The sequence below is a fragment of the Aureispira anguillae genome (genome assembly GCF_026000115.1).
GTDB classification, from domain to species: Bacteria; Bacteroidota; Bacteroidia; order Chitinophagales; family Saprospiraceae; genus Aureispira; species Aureispira anguillae.
The window spans coordinates 936,328-957,287 of record NZ_AP026867.1; the positions used below are offsets into that span (position 1 = coordinate 936,328).

The 20,960-nt window shown below is 38.5% G+C and carries 6 protein-coding genes; all 6 read left to right on the forward strand.

Annotated features, from left to right (window positions below):
* Positions 1–61: 61 nt before the first annotated feature.
* Positions 62–6,157 carry a PKD domain-containing protein gene (locus AsAng_RS03365; protein ID WP_264791372.1) on the forward strand — a complete coding sequence of 2,032 codons (6,096 nt, stop codon included), beginning with the start codon at positions 62–64 and terminating at the stop codon, positions 6,155–6,157.
* 25 nt (positions 6,158–6,182) lie between these two features.
* Complete coding sequence (locus AsAng_RS03370) at positions 6,183–6,599, forward strand: gliding motility-associated C-terminal domain-containing protein (RefSeq protein WP_264791373.1); 417 nt, start codon at positions 6,183–6,185, stop codon at positions 6,597–6,599.
* A 124-nt stretch (positions 6,600–6,723) separates the two neighbouring features.
* The gene (locus tag AsAng_RS03375; protein ID WP_264791374.1) at positions 6,724–7,740 is read left to right on the forward strand and encodes a PorP/SprF family type IX secretion system membrane protein; all 1,017 of its coding nucleotides are present in this window, start codon (positions 6,724–6,726) and stop codon (positions 7,738–7,740) included.
* A gap of 123 nt (positions 7,741–7,863) precedes the next feature.
* Positions 7,864–9,969 (forward strand): hypothetical protein, encoded by a 2,106-nt coding sequence (locus tag AsAng_RS03380; RefSeq protein ID WP_264791375.1) that lies wholly within the window; start codon positions 7,864–7,866, stop codon positions 9,967–9,969.
* Between the two features lie 406 nt (positions 9,970–10,375).
* A complete protein-coding gene (locus AsAng_RS03385) occupies positions 10,376–14,839 on the forward strand; it encodes a T9SS-dependent choice-of-anchor J family protein (protein ID WP_264791376.1) in 4,464 nt (1,487 codons plus the stop codon).
* Between the two features lie 400 nt (positions 14,840–15,239).
* Positions 15,240–20,876 (forward strand): right-handed parallel beta-helix repeat-containing protein, encoded by a 5,637-nt coding sequence (locus AsAng_RS03390; protein ID WP_264791377.1) that lies wholly within the window; start codon positions 15,240–15,242, stop codon positions 20,874–20,876.
* The last annotated feature ends 84 nt before the right edge of the window (positions 20,877–20,960 follow it).

Here is a 20,960-nt window from a genome sequence, read left to right on the forward strand (position 1 = left end):
TTAATGAAGTTATTCTTAAGCAATTTCAATAACAAGACAACCCAATTTTACCTAGTCATTGATGAAAAAAAATTACCTCCATATCATTTGTGTCTATCTGCTTATTTTGAGTGGTATACCACTGAATGTGTCAGCGACTCATATGGTAGGAGGGGAAATAAATTATCGATGTTTGGGGAATGATCAATATGAGATCATGGTAACGGTATTTCGTGATTGTGATACAGGAGTTCCTTGGTTCGACGATCCAGCTTCTGTTGGTGTATTTGATCTCAATGATTCCTTAATTTATGATTTAAGGTTGACCTTAAGAAATAACGATACCTTAGATTTAAACCTTAGCGATCCCTGTCTGGTTGCACCGCCCAATGTTTGTATTCATACCACGACCTATATTGATACTGTAACATTGCCTTTTCAGGCAGGAGGGTATCAGATTGTTTATCAACGTTGCTGTCGAAACCAAGATATTGTTAATATTGTAGCTCCAACTTCAACAGGAGCAACTTATTCGTCTTACATTTCTGAAGAAGCCTTGTTGACTTGTAACAGCAGTGCTCGTTTTGTTGAGTGGCCTCCAGTCTATATTTGTGCAGGAGTACCCATTGTATACGACCATTCGGCTTTGGATCCTGATGGAGATTCTATTGTATATGAATTGTGTACTCCATTTACAGGCGCCAGTCCCAGCCAATCTAGACCACAGCCCCCGAATAATCCACCTTACAATCCTGTAACTTGGCAACCGCCTTATAGTGTAGATAATATGTTAGGGGGACCAGACTCTTTAAGAATTGATTCGCTGACAGGGGAGTTGACAGGAACGCCAGATATTATTGGTGTTTTTGTAGTAGGAGTCTGTGCCAAAGAATATAGAAATGGTGTTTTGATTTCAACCACTCGCCGAGATTTCCAATACGTTGTTGGTGTTTGTGGTCGTTTGGTATCTTCTGCTTTTTTTGCTCCTTCTATTCAATGTGACAATTCGTTACTGGTTAATTTTCAGAATAGCAGTACCAGTTTAGGGACAGGGTTTACTTGGTTTTTTGGAGATACAACCACCAATACCAGTTCATCTTATCCTAACCCTTCTTATATTTATCCCGATACGGGAAGATATACCGTTACACTGATTGCAGATCCAGGGACATTGTGCGCAGATACTTCTGTACAAGAAATTAATTTACAATATGAATCTATTACGGCAAATTTTGACGTTACAACAGCAAATTGTACCGATTCTTTTTTCTTGGATGTAACAGATTTGACGATTGATTCCATTAGCCATATTGTGCGTTGGAATTGGGATTTTGGAAATGGATTAACCGATACGGTACCTTATCCAACCACCATTTATGACCAATCAGGAACGTATATTATTACATTGGATGTTCTGGCTGCGAATGGATGTACGGCTAATTATACAGATACCCTAAGCCTAGATTTACCGATGATCTTTAGTGCAGATACCGTAGGTATTTGTACGGGGGATAGTACAGTAGTTTTAAATCCAGGGGGGAATCCCAATCATACCTATCTTTGGTCGCCCGCAACAGGATTGAGTAGTGCTACTGCTGCTAGTCCCATTGCGTCCCCTACTGTTCCAACGACTTATCAGGTTACAGTAACGGTTCCTAATGGAGTCGATACCTGTTTGCTAGAAAGGAGCATCACCGTCATCTTTCCTCCTTCAATTACTTTAGACGTTTTTAGAGATACCTTTACATGTCAAGATTCTATTAGTATTGTTGCTTTTAGTAATACCGCACAATTGATAGAGTGGACAACAGACCCTACTTTTAATACGATCTATACCACAGGTGATAGTATTCGCATTCCTGTGACAGGAGTCGTTCGGCTCTTTGTTCGAGCAACAGACCTAGCAGGTTGCTCAATTATTGATACAGTAGATGTTTACAAACGAAATACACCTGTTGTTGCCAATTGGACATACGATATTCTAAATTGTGATACTAGTTTTACCGTACAATTTACAGATTTAACGACCGACACATCTGGAGGAGCTATTAGTACTTGGTTTTGGGACTTTGGAGACCTTACAAGTAGCAACCAACAAAATCCAGTACATACTTATGCGCAATCGGGGGGCTATTTGGTTGCCATGGAAATTGTGACGGTTGATGGTTGTATTGGGCGAGCAGAGGATTATATTAATATTTTAATACCTCAGTTAAACAGCAGTGACACGGTTGGGATTTGCCAAGGAAATACGGCTGTTCAGTTGAACCTTAATGGAAATGCAGCCCTTCAATATCAATGGTCTCCAGGAGCAACCTTAAATGATAGCACTGCGGTTAGTCCAATCGCAACACCCGCTACACCAACTACCTACACCGTGACTATAACGGCTATCAATGGTCTAGATACCTGCATCAATATTGAGCAAGTACATGTTAATTTTCCTCCACTAGTGAATGTGACGGTGCCTTCTTTGACTGTTTACTGTGGGAATACTGCAAGCTTAACGGCAACAAGTCCCACTGCTTTGTCTTATGAATGGGCGGGTGATCCTAGCTTTCATACTATTTTGGGAACGGGGAATCCTTATATAGCAACACCAGCGACCTTTCCTTATGCAGGTTATTATGTACGAGCAACAGATGCTTATGGCTGTACTGCAACAGCTTTTGCTTTGGTGCAACAGAATCCCGTACCGATTAGCCCCAACTTTAGTTACCAATCGTTGGGCTGCTCAGATACAATGGCAATACAATTTACAGATTTGACCTTGGATACAGCAGTAAGCCCTATTGCTAGTTGGTTGTGGACTTGTTCCGATGGACAAACCTCTACCCAACAACATCCGCTTTTAATTTTTACGCAGAGTCAGGCTACTATTGTTAGCCTTCAAGTAACCTTAGCCAATGGCTGTACCGCAGTTGTTAGCGATACCTTAGTGCTTAATATAGCTTCTTTGACCAATGATTCTACAGTAGTTCTATGCAATGGAGATGCTACCGTTGTTTTAAATGCAGGAGGAAATCCTAACTTGAATTATCAATGGTCACCTGCTGCTTTTTTGTCAACGAATACGGGACCAACGCCTATTGCAACGCCTCCAAGTACTCCTTTTGTTTATACGGTAACGGTAACAGGGTATAGTAGTATAGACACTTGTGTTGCCATACAAGATATAACGGTTATCCAAGCACCACCAATATTAATAGAAGTACCTAAAGACACGATAACATGTGCAGGTGTATTTAATATACAAGCTAATATTACCAACGCCACACAAATAGATTGGTCTTTTAGCCCTTTATTTAATCCTATAACATTGTCCAATGTTACTAGTTTTTTTATTGGCTTACCTGCTGCTCCTTATGATTTATCAATGTATGTACGAGCAACAGATCAGTATGGTTGTATAGCAGAAGATACCGCAAGGGTACTAAGGAGGAATGTCCCTATTCCTGTTAATTTTGCGAGTCAACTCAATACTTGTGAGGATACTTTAGAAGTCGCTTTTACCAACAACACCCTATTCCCATCAGGGCTACAATTACAGGGATATAGCTGGAATTTTGGGAATGGAAAGACGACCGCAACAACACATGGGCTTAGCCAATATACAACGAGTGGGACTTATCATGTTAGCCTTACTGCAACCAGTGTTAATGGATGTACGGGAACCTTTGTGGATACTTTAGATTATAATTTGCCCATTATTAATTCCAATGATAGTATAGGGCTATGTGGTGGCGATTCTATCCAATTGAATATTGGCGGAAATACCAATTTGAGTTATCAATGGTCTCCCATAACAGGCTTAAACAATCCGCTAATTGCAAGCCCAATGGCAAGCCCTAATTCAACAACAACTTATACGGTTACGGTTACTGCTCCCAATGGGATCGATACTTGTGTTATGGTACACGATGTTGTGGTTGGAGTAGATGCTTTTGTCTTTGAAGCAATGGAAGATACCGTACTGTGTCGAAATCAGATCGAGTTGATGGTAAATGCCCCAACAGCTAGTAGCATAGAATGGTCTTTGGATCGAGATTTTAATTTAATAATTGGGGCTGGAAATCCTTTAGTGACCAATATTAATGATGCCCGTTGGTTTTATGTAAGAGGAACCGATCATTTTGGTTGTGAAGGTTTGGATTCTGTTTTTGTTCATTACCGAGGCAATAATATTCCAGTTGATTTTAGGATGGTTCCCGTTAACTGTGGCGACTCTTTAATGGTTCAATTTCAAGATATTTCTAATGATAGCATGATTACCAATTGGAATTGGAACTTGGGCAACGGACAAGTTTCAACGCTTCAGAACCCTATCGCTACTTATTACGCCGATTCTAATTATACCATAAACTTACAGGTTCAAATAACGGGCAATTGTACAGGGCAAATTAGCAAGCAATTGTCTGTTCAGATTCCTGAGTTAGAAATCCCCAATCAAAATTTAACAGCATGCACCAGTGATTCGCTTACTTTAGCCATTCAGACCAAGCCTAATTTGACCTATGTTTGGTCGCCAAGTCTTGGACTATTGGATTCTACGGTTGCCAATCCTATTTTATTACCGAGTGTTAGTACAACTTATAAAGTAAGAGTATATGCCTATTCCAATTTGGGAGGTATAGTAGATACTTGTTGGTTAGAGGATTCTATACAAGTATTGGTTAATCCTGAACCGACACTTGAGGTGCAGGGAGATACCATTCTTTGTGATGCTGCGGTTCACCTTGTCGCCAATAGCCCGCAACTTAATAATTATGAATGGGCAAAAACAAGTGATTTTCAAGTGATTATTGATACAGATTCTTTGTTCTTAGGAACCTTAAATTCGAGACAGGCTTCTTACTATGTTCGGGTACAAGATAGTTTGGGCTGTATTGCTGTAGATTCAGTAACCGTCAATGGGTATTGGGTAGCCATTACGTTAGATTCCTTTTATATAAGTTGTGATACACAGCCCATTTCATTGGTGGTGCACAACCAAAATGCTTTAGATGCTCTTTCTTATACATGGACACCTGCTACCGCTATTTTAACAGGGCAGGGAACAGACTCTATAACGACATTTCCTAACACAGGAACTAACTTAACCGTGATCGGAACCAATTCGTACGGATGTATAGATTCAGCTCAAACGATTGTAAATATTGCTCCCCCTCTAAACCTGACAGTGCCAAGCGATACCTTAATTTGTGATTCAACTATAATGCTTACAGCAAGTAGTTCGCAAGCAATGGTTCAATATAAATGGTCTAATACTTCTAATTTTAACAACCTTCTAGGGCAGAATGCCAGTTTATCAACCAACGTTGTGAACAATCAGAACGTTTATTATGTACAAGTAGAAGATTCTTTAGGTTGTAAAAAAGTAGATTCAATCAACATTGCTTATCGACCTGTTGCTATTTTGTTAGATTCAGCAGCTATTATTTGTACAACAGGAACCGCCTCACTGGTCGCAACTAATTTAACCATAGGAGATAGTTTGACATACAATTGGTTGCCGAATGGAAATATCTTATCAGGGCAAGGAACAGATAGTATTGTTGTTGGACCTTATACAACAACTACTTATAGTGCTACCGCAACGAATCAATATGGCTGTACAACAACAGCTCAAACAATAGTAGCAGTATCTTTAAACAATCCACCACTCTCTATTAGCGCAAGTACAGATACTATGTATATTGGAACCGATGTTCAATTAATAGCTACTCAGCAAGCAGGGTATAGTTATAGTTGGGCAAGCGATCCAACATTGAGTTCAACAATAATTTATAATCCTATAGCAACACCAGAGGCAACAACAACGTATTATCTAACAATTACAGATGCTTGGGGGTGTACAACGATGGATTCTATTACAATTTATGTAACAGACGGATTGTGTGGCGAACCTAATATTTTTGTACCCAATGCATTTACACCAGATGATGACGGTCATAATGATGTATTTTATGTAGAAGGTGTTAATATTACAGATCTTAAGTTGATTATTTATAATCGCTGGGGAGAACAGGTCTTTCAATCCAATGCTAAATCAATGGGTTGGGATGGCACCTTTAAAGGAAAAGATTGCCCAACGGATGTCTATGGCTATTATATGGAGTGTAGATGTTTGGATGGAAATGAATTTACAAAGAAAGGAAATATAACTTTACTAAGATAAAAACGAGCTTTAAGAAGCTTTTACTATGAACTATTTAATGAATTTATGTTTGACAGCATTACTGATGAGTATGGCTGTTGGGGTACAGGGACAATGTAATAAAAACAATATTAAAGTACCACCTAATTTAGAACCTTATAATAAAAAGAACCAACCCAGAACATTAACCTTGGAAACAAGAGGTATCAAGGAATTAAAATTATTGATTTATACCACAAACGGTACCAAGGTTTTTGAGTCAAGTTCTGCTTTAGTAGGTGCTTCGGAGGAAAAAATTAAGTTGTTAGACACGGGTTGGGATGGTATGCAATTGGGCGAAAATTTAGCTGCTGGCATTTACATCTATTCTATGGAGGCGCAATGCTTGGACAAAAGCATGATCCGAAAAAGTGGATCAATTATTTTGACAATTGATGCAACAAAGCCAGTGGATCAACCATAGATTGTTGTTGAGCAATCTATACCGTTCAATAGTGCTTAGAAATTTTAATCGTGAAACAACTCAATGTTGGGTATACTTTTATTTACACCAGCAAGAAAGCATAAAGTATTTAAAACAGTATAATATGATGAAGAACATTTATTTATTTTGTTTGGCATTCTTAGTCAGTCAATCGCTGTATGGGCAGGATATTCATTGGTCTCAATTTGAGTATGCGCCACTTAATCTCAATGCAGCACATACTGGACTGTTTAATGGAGATTATCGATTAGTGGGCAACTATAGAAGCCAGTGGTTTGATGTGCCTGTTGGCTATCGTACGGTTTCGTTAACTTTTGACGCACACTTATTGCCTTATCAGTTAGAAAATGATGTGTGGGGCGTTGGTTTGACCTTTAATCATGATCAAGCTGGAGATGGTCAATTGAGCTTGCTCAACATTATGGCATCAATGGCTTATACCAAGCGCATTACCAAAAACTTTTTTATAGGGGCTGGGGTTCAATTGGGGTACAATAACCGACGTTATAACTTACAAAAATTGACCTTTAACGATCAATTTAATGGAGATGTATATGATCCTAACTTACTTTCTTACGATCAGACAAAATTTGCAGGAAAGACCAATATCAGCTATTTTGACATCAATGCAGGGCTCAATTTTAGGTATCAATCTAGCCAAAGAATGTGGATTAATTTAGGCGGTGGTGTTTTTCATCTAACGCAGCCCAATATGTCCTTTTTGGGACTAGATGGCGTGCGTTTGCCAATTCGTTGGAATGCAATGGCCAATGCTTCTATTCAGGTGTCACAGCGAATTGATATTATGCCAAGTGTTATCTTTCAGCGACAATTAGATTACCAAGAAATTGTTTATGGCGCTATGTTGCGTTATCATTTTAATGTCAATCCAGGGCGTGAAACGTCTGGCGAGATAGGCATTATGCATCGTTGGGATGATGCTATTATTGCTCGCATAGGTTTTGCTTATCAAAATTGGCATGTTGGATTAAGCTACGATATTAACGTGTCAGGTTTTGAGGCAGCTACTAGAAATAATGGTGGTTATGAATTATCAGTGGTTTATATTTGGAGCAAGGTACCTAGTTTGGGAACAGTCAAAACTTGCCCAATTTTTTAGATTGGTTAATCATAACTCATTCGATAAGATAGGCGAGTGAGGGAGAATTTTTTATAAAAAAAATATTGAATTTAGTACATTAATTAAAGGACTGTGTACTTAGAAAGTTAAGAGAACAACTACATGAAAAATCGCTCAAATTTAACAACAGCTCTGTGTTGTGCACTAACTGTATTTTTTCTTTTGCCATTTGTTGCTGTACAAGGACAAAATTTAAAAGCTTATGAAAAAGCAGCAGATGATGCATTTGCTAAGCAAGAGTATTATAATGCCATGCACTATTATGATATTGTATTAAAATCTAAAAAAACGTCAGGCATTTATTACAAATATGCAGAATCTTGTCGTTTGTCTTATGCCTATCAAGCAGCAGAGGAGGCGTACAAAAAAGTAATTGATAGCAAGGACAAAGGGCGTTATCCTATGTTGGAGTATTATTACGGTCTAACCTTGAAACACAATGCAAAATATTCAGAAGCTAAACGGGCATTTAAGTATTTTTTGGATCGTTATAAAAAAGATAACTTTTATAAAGCAAAAGCAGCGCAAGAAATGAAATCTTGCGATTTTGCCAAGCAATTGGTCAAACGCCCAATTCCCGAAAATGAATTGGAAATAACCCATCTTAGCGAGCAGGTGAATACCAAGTATTCCGATTTTGGAGCTCATGAAATAGAGGGTGAATTGTATTATTCTTCCTTAAGGTTTGATCGTAAACGAGAAAAGGGGGAAAAAAAAGAAAAAGACCTGCACAAAAGATTGGTTGCTAAGTTGCTGTCTACTCCTGATCATGAAAAGGAAAAAGGAAAGGAGGTAGAAAATTTAAATTTACCTTATGAGCATTCTGCCAATTCCGCTTTGAGTCACGATGGCAAATACGTCTATTTTACCCGTTGCTCGGGCAAACGCACGGATAGTTTACGTTGTGAAATTTATAGAAGTGAAAAACTAGACAATGGAAAATGGTCGGCTCCAGAGCGATTGCCCAATCCGATCAATTCTAACACTGCTACGACTACACACCCTAACTTAGCTTGGGACAATACCTCTAATTCAGAATGGCTCTATTTTTCATCCAATCGAGCTGGTGGACAGGGAGGAATGGACATTTGGAGGGTAGAACTAAAAGAGGACTTGGCAGCGTCGGAGCCTTATAATTTAGGAAATGTAATCAATTCTAAAGATGCTGAGGTAACCCCATTTTACGATAATAAGAATGACCGCTTGTATTTTGCTTCAAGGTGGCATTTGGGCTTGGGAGGCTATGATATTTTCTACAGCGAAGCAAAACCTCATGGCGAATGGGGTGCACCTGTTAATCTGGGCATTCCTTTTAATTCAGCAGCGAACGACTTGTATTTTGTCATCAATGAAAATGACACAACAGGTTATATTGCTAGTAATAGAGATGGTTCCCGTTCTTTGACTAAAGAGGCTTGTTGCAATGATATTTATCATTATGCCTACTTAAAAACACTACCACCTGATACGCCTGATGTTGTGCAAATAGATACGCCTGATGTTGTTGTTGTACCACCTGTAGATACGCCCGATATTGTAGAAGTACCTGTAGACACCCCTCCTGATGTGGTCACTGTACCTGTAGATACTCCCACAACTATTGTGGAGGTGCCAACAACAGATGTGGTGAAAGAGTTGGATGATTTGTTGCCTTTGAGCTTATATTTTCATAATGATGAACCCGATTCTAATGTATCCGTTAAATTTACCAATACTCCTTACGAAAAAAGTTATGCTTATTATACAAGTTTAATTGAAGACTATAAAGCAGAATATTCCAACCAATTTAACCCTGAAAGAGCTGCTGTAGAGCAGGGAATTGTGCAGCAATTTTTTGATGACAAAGTTAGAGGCGAATACAATAGAACACAGGAGTTTTTTGATAAATTATTGGTTGTTTTAGAGAAAGGAGCAAAATTAAAATTATATATCAGAGGCTATACCAGCCCCAAGGCAGAAAAGAGTTACAATGTTGCTTTGGCGAGTAGAAGAGTTGCCAGTTTAAGAAGCTTTATGATGCGTTATAAAGGAGAAGCATTTAAGCAATATGTTGATAATAAAAGCTTGATAATTAAGGAGGCTATCTTGGGTGAGTCAGCCGTTCCAAGAGGGGTTAGCGATGACCATAAAGACCCTGCTAATTCCATTTATAGCGTGGCGGCTTCGCAAGAGCGAAAAGCTGAAATTTCGGTCTTGATTCGTCAATAGTATTGTCATAATGTTAAAAAAATAAAAGCCCTTTGCAACTTCTTGCAAAGGGCTTTTGTCGTCTTAGTAGTTAAGGATAATAATGTACCTTCGAATAAAAAACTAAAATTAAATTTTGTTAGCTATTGTTTAATCCTATTTATATATATATGAATAGCGAATTTACAGAAAATAAGAAACCCAAACAATAGAAATCAATGAAAACATGATCTTACCTTCATGTAAAGTTAGGTTTAAATTTGGTCTAAAAATAAAAAACGGGTACTTTTACGGGCAATCACAAAAATCATGTCAAATACTAAGGTAGTACTACCTTAAAATTTTAACCAATTAATTATATTTTATTACAGCAACTTTTTACCCCTTCAATCAATTTATAAATTGGTTGTATTCAAAACGTTTAATCATGAAATACATTTTTAGTTTACTTTTATTGGTGAGTTTTTGTTGCTCGGCCTCTAGTCAGTGTACTTATGTGATTGATCTGCAAGATTCCTTTGGTGATGGATGGAATGGCGCAAGCATAGACGTGAACATCAATGGTTCACTCTTTGCCAATTACACGTTACCGACAGGATCTACTGGTCAAGTTACTTTTAACGCAAATAACCTTGATATTGTTACGTTTACGTACAATTCTGGTTCTTATGATAATGAAGTAACTTATCAAATCTCAACTGGGGGCGCTCAGGTTTATTCTGATGGACCAAGTCCTACTATTGGATTGGCTTTTACACATCAGTGTGGCGGTTGTGATCCTTCTGGGAGTTTGACAGCGACTAGTGTAACAGCAACATCAGCAGACATTGGATGGACAGCTGCTGGCGGTAGCCCTACCAATTGGATTATAGAATATGGGCCAACTGGCTTTGCTCTAGGATCTGGAACATCAGTAACAACGGCAACCAATCCTCATGCCTTATCTGGACTAACTCCAAGTACTACTTATGACTACTATGTTTATAGTATATGTAGTTCTGGAGATACTAGTTTAGCGGCTGGTCCTGCGACTTTTGTTACTCAATGTTTAGCAATTACAACTTTTCCTTATTGGGAAGGATTTAACTCTTCTTCTCCAACCCAAAATTGTTGGAGAGTAGTAAACCAAAATGCAGATGCGGATGCTTGGGATATGGATTATACAACCAATCCATTTGAAGGCGATGAGTGTGCTGCAATTAGAACCGATTTTAATAATGGTCAAAATGATGATTATTTAATTTCTCCAGAATTAGTATTAACTGGAGGAGAACGTTTGAGGTTTAAACATCGCTGTAATTCTACCAATGAACCAAATGATTTTAGAGTTTTGGTCTCAACAACAGGAAATGATCCTGCGGATTTTACAAACGTAGTATTGGTAGATACATCTACAGAAACAAGCTATGAAGAGGTTTTAGTTGATCTATATGCGTTTACTGGAAATGCTTACGTTGCATTTCATATTCCTAATGGCGGCTTAGATGGCTGGATAATGTATATCGATGATGTATTAATTGAGCAGCCTACGGCAAATGACGCTGGTGTAACAGCTTTGGTTCAGCCTACTATTCCTACAACGGGTGGTTTTACACCTGTAGAAGTAGAGGTAACTAACTTTGGTATTTCTCCTTTAAATTCTTTTACGGTAGAATGGGAAGTTGCTGGTGTAGCGCAACCTTCTGTTGCTTATACAGGAACTAGCATTGCTCCTGGTGACCAAGCTACGATGTTGCTAGCGAATGTTAACCTTCCTGCTTCATCATTAGATATGAAATTTTGGACGATACTACCAAACGGACAAACAGACGAGGATTTATCAAATGATACATTAGATTTAATGCTTTGCCCTGGTTTGTCAGGAACCTATAGCGTAGGACACCCTTCTTCTGATTTCCCAACGGTAGAAGAAGCTATGGATGCCTTGATGAGTTGTGGGGTAGATGGTCCTGTTACTATGGAATTCCAAGCAGGGACTTATGTTGGTCCTTGGTCTATTGGTAAAATTCCAGGTGTTAGTGCAACCAATACGGTTACTTTTGATGGTTTGAATGCAACAAATACAATTTTAGTTCATGATGGATTGGGCGTAGATAAAGCGGCAACGTTAGTATTGGATGCTGCAGAATACTTTACCATCAAAAACTTTACCATTGAAAACACAGGTACCAATACTGCTTATGGCGTGTTGTTTATTAATAATGCAAGTCATAATACAGTAGAAAACAACAATATTACCGTTCCTGTTGGACCTAGTTTGACCAATGTAGTTGCTGTTTTGGCTTCTGCGGGATATTCTAACAGTACAGGGATTGCAACAGAAGGAAATAACTCAACTTGGAATGTGGTTAAGAACAACGATATTAGTGGAGGTGTTTCTGCTGTTATTTTTGAAGGGGGAGAGCGTGATTCTATGAATGTTGGAAACCAAATTATTGGAAACATGATTCACGATGCTCAAAACTATGGTATTTATGCCGATGAGCAAGATAGTTTTGTTGTTAATGGCAACAAAATCTACAATATACTAGCAGGTGGTAGTGATGCTGTGATGTTATTTGACATCGGAAACTTTACCATTTTAGGCAATGAAGTTACGGCTTTGGATTATGGTATTGCTGTATTTGGTGGGTTTAATGATCCTTGTAGAGGTGGTTTGATTGCCAACAATATGGTAGAATCAAACGATGAAGCATTATACCTTAGAGATGTGAATTTAATTCAGGTTTCTCACAATACCTTCAAAGGAGGCAATCGTACTTGTTTCTTAGATAATCACTTGAACATTGATTTCCGTAACAACATTATGGAAACTGCTACTGGAACTTGTTTCTTTTCGTTTGACAATGTAAGTATGGCAGCGATGGATTACAACCTTTATTCTATAACAGGTAGTGGTGATGCTGTAAGATTTGGTACACCAACTTATGCTACTTTAGCCAACTGGCAAACCAACCCTGCGGGTTATGGAGCCAACTCTGTAACAGGGAACCCTGGTTTTGTAAACGGTTTGCATGTAAGTGCTGCTCTGCCTGTTGATGCAGGAGATGCTAGTTTGTTAATTCCAATTTTAGAAGATTTTGACGGCGAAACTCGTCCAATGGGTACAGCTCCTGATATTGGAGCAGATGAGCATATTGTAATTGCTGATGATGCAATGGCAGTAGGTTTAGTAGCTCCTAGTGGTTGCGGAAGCACCAGCGCTGATGTAATTGTTGAAGTTGCTAACTTGGGTTCTAATGCATTGCTTAGTGCTCCTATAACAGTGAATGTATCAGGTGCTGCAACAGCTACTTTTAATACAACACAACCATTGATTGCATCTGCAACAACAGCGCAGATCAATATGGGAACCATCAATACAGATGCTGGTGGAGTATTTAACTTTGAGATTATTGTTTCTTCTAGTTCAGATATGAATCCTTCTAATGATACGGTTAATGTTTCTGTAACTATTTTGCCTAGCAACCAAGCTGCTTTGTCAATGGTTGGAGACAATATTGTATGTGATAGTAGTAGAGCGATTGTTGCTGCAACAGCTAGTTATGCACCAGCAACAATTCTTTGGTACGATGCTCCAACAGGAGGTAATTTGGTACACATTGGCCCTTCTTTCAGTACAGGTGCATTGAGTGCAACAACAATGTATTATGCGGAGGTACAAGGTTGTAATTCTCCTAGAGCAATTGCAACAGTAGATGTTGATACTTTAGGTATTAGTATTGATCTAGGAGCAGATCAAACGGTTTGTGGTGGTTCTGCTGCTACAATTACTCCAACAGTAACCGTTTCTCCTGCTACTTCTTTGACTTGGTCAAATGGTTCACAAGCTGCATTTATTGATGTTTATGTAGGCGGACAATATTCTGCAACAGTTATTAATGCCAATGGTTGTGTAGGAACAGATACCGTTGATATTACCGTATCTCCAACACCAAATATTGGACACGCAATTACAAATGTCTCTTGTGGCGGTTTGGGTGATGGTGCGATCAATTTGACCGTAACAGGTGGTTCTGGACCTTACTCTTACCTATGGAATACTACTGCAACAACTGAGGATTTATCAGCGATTGCTGGTGGTTCTTATACGGTAACAGTTACCGATAGTGGTACTACATCTAACTGTGCTTATGTAACGACTTTCCAAGTAACAGAGCCTACTGCTCTTTCTACCAATGTAAATGGAACAGGTATTGCTTGTAATGGTAACGATGGAACAGTTGATATTGCAGTAGCAGGTGGTACGCCTAATTATACCTATAATTGGTCTACTTCAGCAACTACTCAGGATTTGACCAATGCTCCAGCAGGTACTCATACCGTAACAATTACAGATGCGAATGGTTGTACTTCTACAGTAGGGGCAACAGTGGCAGGAGCTACTCCAATTGTAATTACGGTAGATACTATCCATGCTGAGATTTTAGCTATAGCAGGAGGAATTGAAATTACAGCAACAGGCGGAACAGGAAACTTCCAATATGTGTGGAATACTGGAGCAACTTCAGATGACATTACTGGTTTGGTGGCAGGTTCTTATGATGTAACAGTTACGGATATTACAACAGGTTGCCAGCAAGTATTGACTGGAATTGTAGTGCCTTACAAATTGCCTGATTTTGTGAACAATATTCCATCTTTAGATGCATTCAAATTGTTCCCTAATCCAACGGCGGATAAAGTATGGGTAAATATGACCTTAAAAGAAACAACTACTGTTCAATTAGAAATCATGGGAGTGACAGGAAAAGTATTACAATCTTTTGCTCCACGTGAAACTTTAGAACAAAACTATGAGATTGATTTATCAACTTATCCTTCTGGAGTTTATTTAGCTCGATTTGTGATTGGGAATAAGGTGATGACCACAAAGGTTATTGTAGAGTAAAAATCCTTTTACGGTATATGAAAAAAAGAGATGTCAACAAATTGACATCTCTTTTTTTTTGTGAAATGAAAGAATGATATAAAATTATGTACAGAAATGTTTGATTGCTATTGAATTAATGAGTTTTAAAGTGTTAAAAATTTGTTATAACCATAAAAACCGTTAATTTTACTAACCATTAAAAATGAATTTTACTATTAACATTAGTTTATTGAAGCGTTATATTGAATTGGTTGCCAACAAAACTATAATTTAGATTAATGTTGTTTTAAAATGTTGGTAATTAAATAAATATGATTTGTTTTTAATAAAAGTATACAAGTAGTGCTGTATTAACCTCGTGAAAAAGCATAGCTAATCAATAAACTATTTATTAACATGTAGTACAAAAACCTAAGTTATGAATTTGTTTATTAAAAGATTTGAAAAAATACAATTACTAGCCCTAGTTGTATTTTTTTTATGCTCGCATGATACGATCGGGCAGTTGTCATTACCTTGGATCGAAGATTTTGAAGGGGCAACGGCAGCAACTTATACGACTAGCCAAAATCCCATTCCTGGATTGACAGGGACGGGTTATTCTTGGGAGGGACAGCTTGGTCCTTCAGGGCGCTTAAGAACGAATGCAGGGGCTGGATTTTATCATGGAGGAAGTCGTGCCATTACCTTAGATCGGAGCACTTCTGGTGCTACCGTTACCAATTATTTAATTGCGAACCTAGATTTGTCAAACTATGGCGGTTCTAATGATTTGGAATTGACTTTTTGGTATTCTAACCATGGAGAAGAAAGCAGCCCTAATGACCGTGTATGGATGAGGGGAAGTTCTTCTAATGCATGGGTGCAGGTATACGATTTGTATGCCAATAGACCCGCTGTAGGGCAATATGCACAGGTGGTATTAGATATTGATGCACTGATGCAAACTGCTGGGCAGGCAATAACTTCAACTTTTCAAATTCGATTTGGTCAGGAAGATAACTTTCCTGCTTCTTCTCCTACAGCATCAGATGGGTTTTCTTTTGATGATGTATCTATAACAGGTTCTCTTCCTTTGCCCAATAATGCAGGGATAACAGCCATGTTGTCTCCAGTAACAGGAGCGGCGGCTGGGACTTATCCTATTGATGTTACTCTACATAATTTTGGAAACAATGCCTTGGACACCGTAACGGTAGAGTGGGAAATGGGAGGAGTTGCACAACCGTCTGTACTTTTTACAGGACCTACTTTGGCTCAATCAACAGGTACTACAGTTAATTTATCTGCTGGTACGGCTTTTCCTGCTGGTACTACTGCACTAAAGTTTTGGACAAGTAATCCTAATAATTTACCAGATCCAGAAAATGGAAATGACACCTTAGAGGCATTTTTCTGTACGGGACTATCAGGAGTATATACGGTAGGTACGGCTACTGCTGACTATCCCACCTTTCAAGATGCTTTATCAGCTTTGTACTCATGTGGTGTTAGCGGACCTGTTACCATGCAAGTGCAAGCAGGGGCGTATACTTCTTCTTTGGTGTTAGATCAAGCTATTCCTGGTATTAGTGCTACAAACACTGTGACATGGGATGGTTCTAGCCAAACTGCGAGCATTATCGTTAATGGTGGTGCTGCTGTAACCTTAGATGGTGCAAATTATATTACCATTCAAAATTTTGTCTTGGGAAACACGTCTACTTCTCAAGGTTGGGGTGTTTTATTGACCAACACCGCAAATTATAATCAAATCTTGAACAACCGTGTTCAAATGCCAAGCACCAATGCTTTTAACACAGCGGGAATTGTGGCTACTGCTAGTCCAAATTCTGTTGGATCAAGTGGTAATAATGCTAATTATACTTTAATTGAAGGAAATGTTATTACAGGTGCAGATCGAGGAATTTCATTGCGTGGACAATCTACTTCAAGTTTTAATGTAGGAAATACAATTCGAAACAATGATATTTCGGATGCGGATAACTATGGTGTCTATTCTTATTATCAGGATTCTTTAGTTATAGAAGGAAACTATATTCATGATTTTCCTAGCACTTTCCACTACGGAGTATACGCTTTCTATAGCAACAATTATGATGTAGTTGGAAATGATATTAGAGCAGAGGATTATGGTATTTATATGAATCGTTCTAATTCTCAAATGCCCCCTCAACGTAGAGGCTTAGTTGCCAATAATATGGTTCAATCTACAGGAGATCGAGGTATTTATATGGTAACGACAAGATCAACGGATTTTTATCACAATACTATTGTCTCAGCGGTTACAGCTTGTACTTGGTCTAATTTTGACAATACAATAGATATTAAAAACAACATTTTTGTTAGTACTGGTCTGACTAGCTTTGCTTTTGAAACATTTTCTGTATCTCCTTTGCTAGGGATGGACAACAATGTATTCTATACCGATCCTGCCAATCCTAATTTGATTGATTTTGGAGGGACGTTTACTGATTTAGCAGATTGGCAAACCAATGGATTATATGGTTATGACCAAAATTCACTAGAAGGAATGCCTCAATTTAATAGTCCAACTGATTTGCATGTGGATGGAGCCTTTTTGAATGATAAAGGTGTCGTTACTACTGTTACTACAGATATAGATGGCGATGTTAGACCTGCAATAGGAGCTACTTCGGTTGATATTGGAGCAGATGAATTTACTCCTCCTGCTAACGATGCAGGGGTCTCTGATTTGGCAAGCCCAAGCCTTCCTATAACTGGTGGTTTTGCGCCTGTAGAAATTGTAGTTACCAACTATGGAATTAGTGATTTAGCCTCTTTTTCTGTTGAATGGGAGATAGGTGGTGTTGCTCAGGTATCGGTTCCGTATACTGGTGCCCCTGTTCCTGTTGGAGGAACAACTAATATGATCTTGGCGAATATCAACTTCCCTCAAAATACAACTAGTTTACGTTTTTGGACTACTCAGCCAAATGGAGTAACCGATGAACGCCCTAGTAATGATACGCTTGATCTAAATTTATGCCCTGGTTTGGCAGGTACTTATTCCGTAGGGCACACTACATCTGATTTTGTGACGGCTGCGGATGCCATAGATGCCTTGATGACTTGTGGTGTTAATGGTCCTGTTACCATGGAATTTGTAGCAGGAACTTATACTGGACCTTGGATATTGACCGAAATACCTGGTGCTAGTGCAACAAATACAGTTACTTTTGACGGATTAAATGCTGCTAATGCTATCCTAACACACAATGGTTTTGGAGTAAATACAGCAGCTACTTTATTGTTGGATGGTGTAGATCATTTTACCATCAAAAACTTTACAATAGAAAATACGGGAACCAATACAGCTTATGGTGTTTTATTGACAAACTCAGCCGATTATAATACCTTAGAAAATAATACAATTACAGTACTTTCTTCTTCTAGTTTAGCGAATGTAGTTGGAGTATTGGCTTCAGGGAGTTATACTTCTAGTACAGGAAGTGCTACAGAGGGTAATAATGCCAATCATACTTTACTGACAGGAAATGATATTAGAGGTGGTATCTCTGCTGTTATTTTTGAAGGGGGAGCGACTAACGTTGAAAATGTTGGAAACCAAATTATTGGAAACATGATTCACGATGCTCAGGATTATGGTATTTATGCCGATGAACAAGATAGTTTTGCTGTTAACGGCAACAAAGTGTATGATATACTAGCTGGTGGTAGTGATGCTGTCATGTTATTTGACATTAGAAACTTTACGATTCTAAGCAATGAAATTACAACGTTGGATTATGGTATTGCGGTATTTGGTGGGTTTAATGATCCTTGTCGAGGTGGTTTAATTGCCAACAATATGGTAGAATCAAACGATGAAGCATTGTACATTAGAGATGTGAATTTAATTCAGGTTTCTCACAATACCTTCAAAGGAGGCAATCGTACTTGTTTCTTGGATAATCACTTGAACATTGATTTCCGTAACAACATTATGGAAACCGCTACAGGAACTTGTTTCTTTTCGTTTGACAATGTAAGTATGGCAGGGATGGATTACAACCTTTATTCTATAACAGGTAATGGTGATGCTGTAAAATATGGTACTCCAACTTATGCTACTTTAGCCAACTGGCAAACCAACCCTGCGGGGTATGGAGCCAACTCTGTAACAGGAAACCCTGGTTTTGTAAACGGTTTGCATGTAAGTGCTGCCTTGCCTGTTGATGCAGGAGTTGCTGGTTTGTTAATCCCAATTTTGGAAGATTTTGATGGAGAAACTCGTCCAATGGGTACGGCTCCTGATATTGGAGCAGATGAGCATATTGTAATTGCTGATGATGCAATGGCAGTGGGATTGGTTGCTCCTAGTGGTTGTGGAGATCCTTCTGCTGACGTAATTGTTGAGATCGCTAACATTGGCTTTAATGCCCTAATTAGTTCTGTGGTAACGGTCAATGTATCAGGTGATGCAACGGCAACATTCAACACTACGCAACCATCAATTTTACCTGCTACAACAGCACAAATTAACATGGGGACAATTAATACAGCAGCAGGGGGAACATTTAACTTTGAGGTTATTGTTTCTTCTAGTGCAGATTTAAATCCTTCGAATGATACCTTCCGCATTACATTAAATATTCCTCCAAGTAATCAAATCGCACTGTCAATGACAGGAGATACAATGGTTTGTGATGGAAATACAGCAGCCATTTCTGCAACAGCTAGCTATGCACCAGCAACAATTCTTTGGTACGATGCTCCAACGGGTGGTAATTTGGTACATATTGGCAATGCTTTTACAACAGGAACAATTACGGCTAATACAATGTACTACGCAGAAATACAAGGTTGTAATTCTCCTAGAGCAATTGCAACGGTAAATATTGATACTTTAGGTATTAATGTTGATCTAGGAGCAGATCAAACCATTTGTGGTGGTTCTGCTGCTACAATTACTCCAACAGTAACCGTTTCTCCTGCTACTTCTTTAGTTTGGTCAGATGGCTCTTTAGCGGCATTTATAGAAGCATCTACTTCTGGAATGTATACCGCTACTGTTACGAATATTAATGGTTGTACCGATACGGATACTGTAAATGTTACGGTATCTCCAACGCCGAATATTGGCAATGCAATCACAAATGTTTCTTGTGGTGGTTTTGGTGATGGCGCTATCAATTTGACCGTAACAGGTGGAACGGGACCTTACTCTTACCTATGGAATACTACTGCAACAACTGAAGACTTAACAGGTCTTAATGGTGGTTTTTATATGGTAACAGTTACCGATAGTGGTACTACATCTAACTGTGCTTATGTAGCTACTTTCCAAGTAACAGAGCCTACTGCTCTTTTTGCTAATGTTAATGGAACAGGTATTGCTTGTGATGGCAACAATGGAACGATTGATATTACAGTAGCAGGTGGTACGCCTAATTATAGTTATAATTGGTCTCCTTCAGCAGCAACTACTCAGGATTTGACCAATGCTTCAGCAGGTACTCATACGGTAACGATTACAGATGCGAATGGTTGTACTTCTACAGTAGGAGCAACAGTGGCAGGAGCTACTCCAATTGTAATTACAGTAGATACTATCCATGCTGAGATTTTAGCCATAGCAGGAGGAATTGAAATTACAGCAACAGGCGGAACAGGAAACTTCCAATATGTATGGAATACTGGAGCAACTTCAGATGACATTACTGGTTTGGTGGCAGGTTCTTATGATGTAACAGTTACGGATATTACAACAGGTTGTCAGCAAGTATTGACTGGAATTGTAGTGCCTTACAAATTGCCTGATTTTGTGAACAATATTCCATCTTTAGAGGCATTCAAATTGTATCCTAATCCAACAGCGGATAAAGTATGGGTAAATATGACCTTAAAAGAAACAACTACTGTTCAATTAGAAATCATGGGAGTGACAGGAAAAGTATTGCAATCTTTTGCTCCACGTGAGACGTTAGAACAAAATTATGAGATTGATTTATCAACATATCCTTCTGGGGTTTACTTAGCACGATTTATTATTGGGCAAAAAGTAATGACCACAAAGGTTATTGTCGAATAATTGACCCTATCTTAACGAATTAAAATTGGAGATGTCTTTTAGGCATCTCCTTTTTTTGTACTTTTATCTATACTTTAAATGTTA

Excerpts from the sequence above, each read along its gene's own strand:
- AsAng_RS03365 (WP_264791372.1), top strand. The coding sequence starts at position 62 with ATGAAAAAAAATTACCTCCATATCATTTGTGTCTATCTGCTTATTTTG.
- AsAng_RS03370 (WP_264791373.1), top strand. The coding sequence starts at position 6,183 with ATGAACTATTTAATGAATTTATGTTTGACAGCATTACTGATGAGTATG.
- AsAng_RS03375 (WP_264791374.1), top strand. The coding sequence starts at position 6,724 with ATGATGAAGAACATTTATTTATTTTGTTTGGCATTCTTAGTCAGTCAA.
- AsAng_RS03380 (WP_264791375.1), top strand. The coding sequence starts at position 7,864 with ATGAAAAATCGCTCAAATTTAACAACAGCTCTGTGTTGTGCACTAACT.
- AsAng_RS03385 (WP_264791376.1), top strand. The coding sequence starts at position 10,376 with ATGAAATACATTTTTAGTTTACTTTTATTGGTGAGTTTTTGTTGCTCG.
- AsAng_RS03390 (WP_264791377.1), top strand. The coding sequence starts at position 15,240 with ATGAATTTGTTTATTAAAAGATTTGAAAAAATACAATTACTAGCCCTA.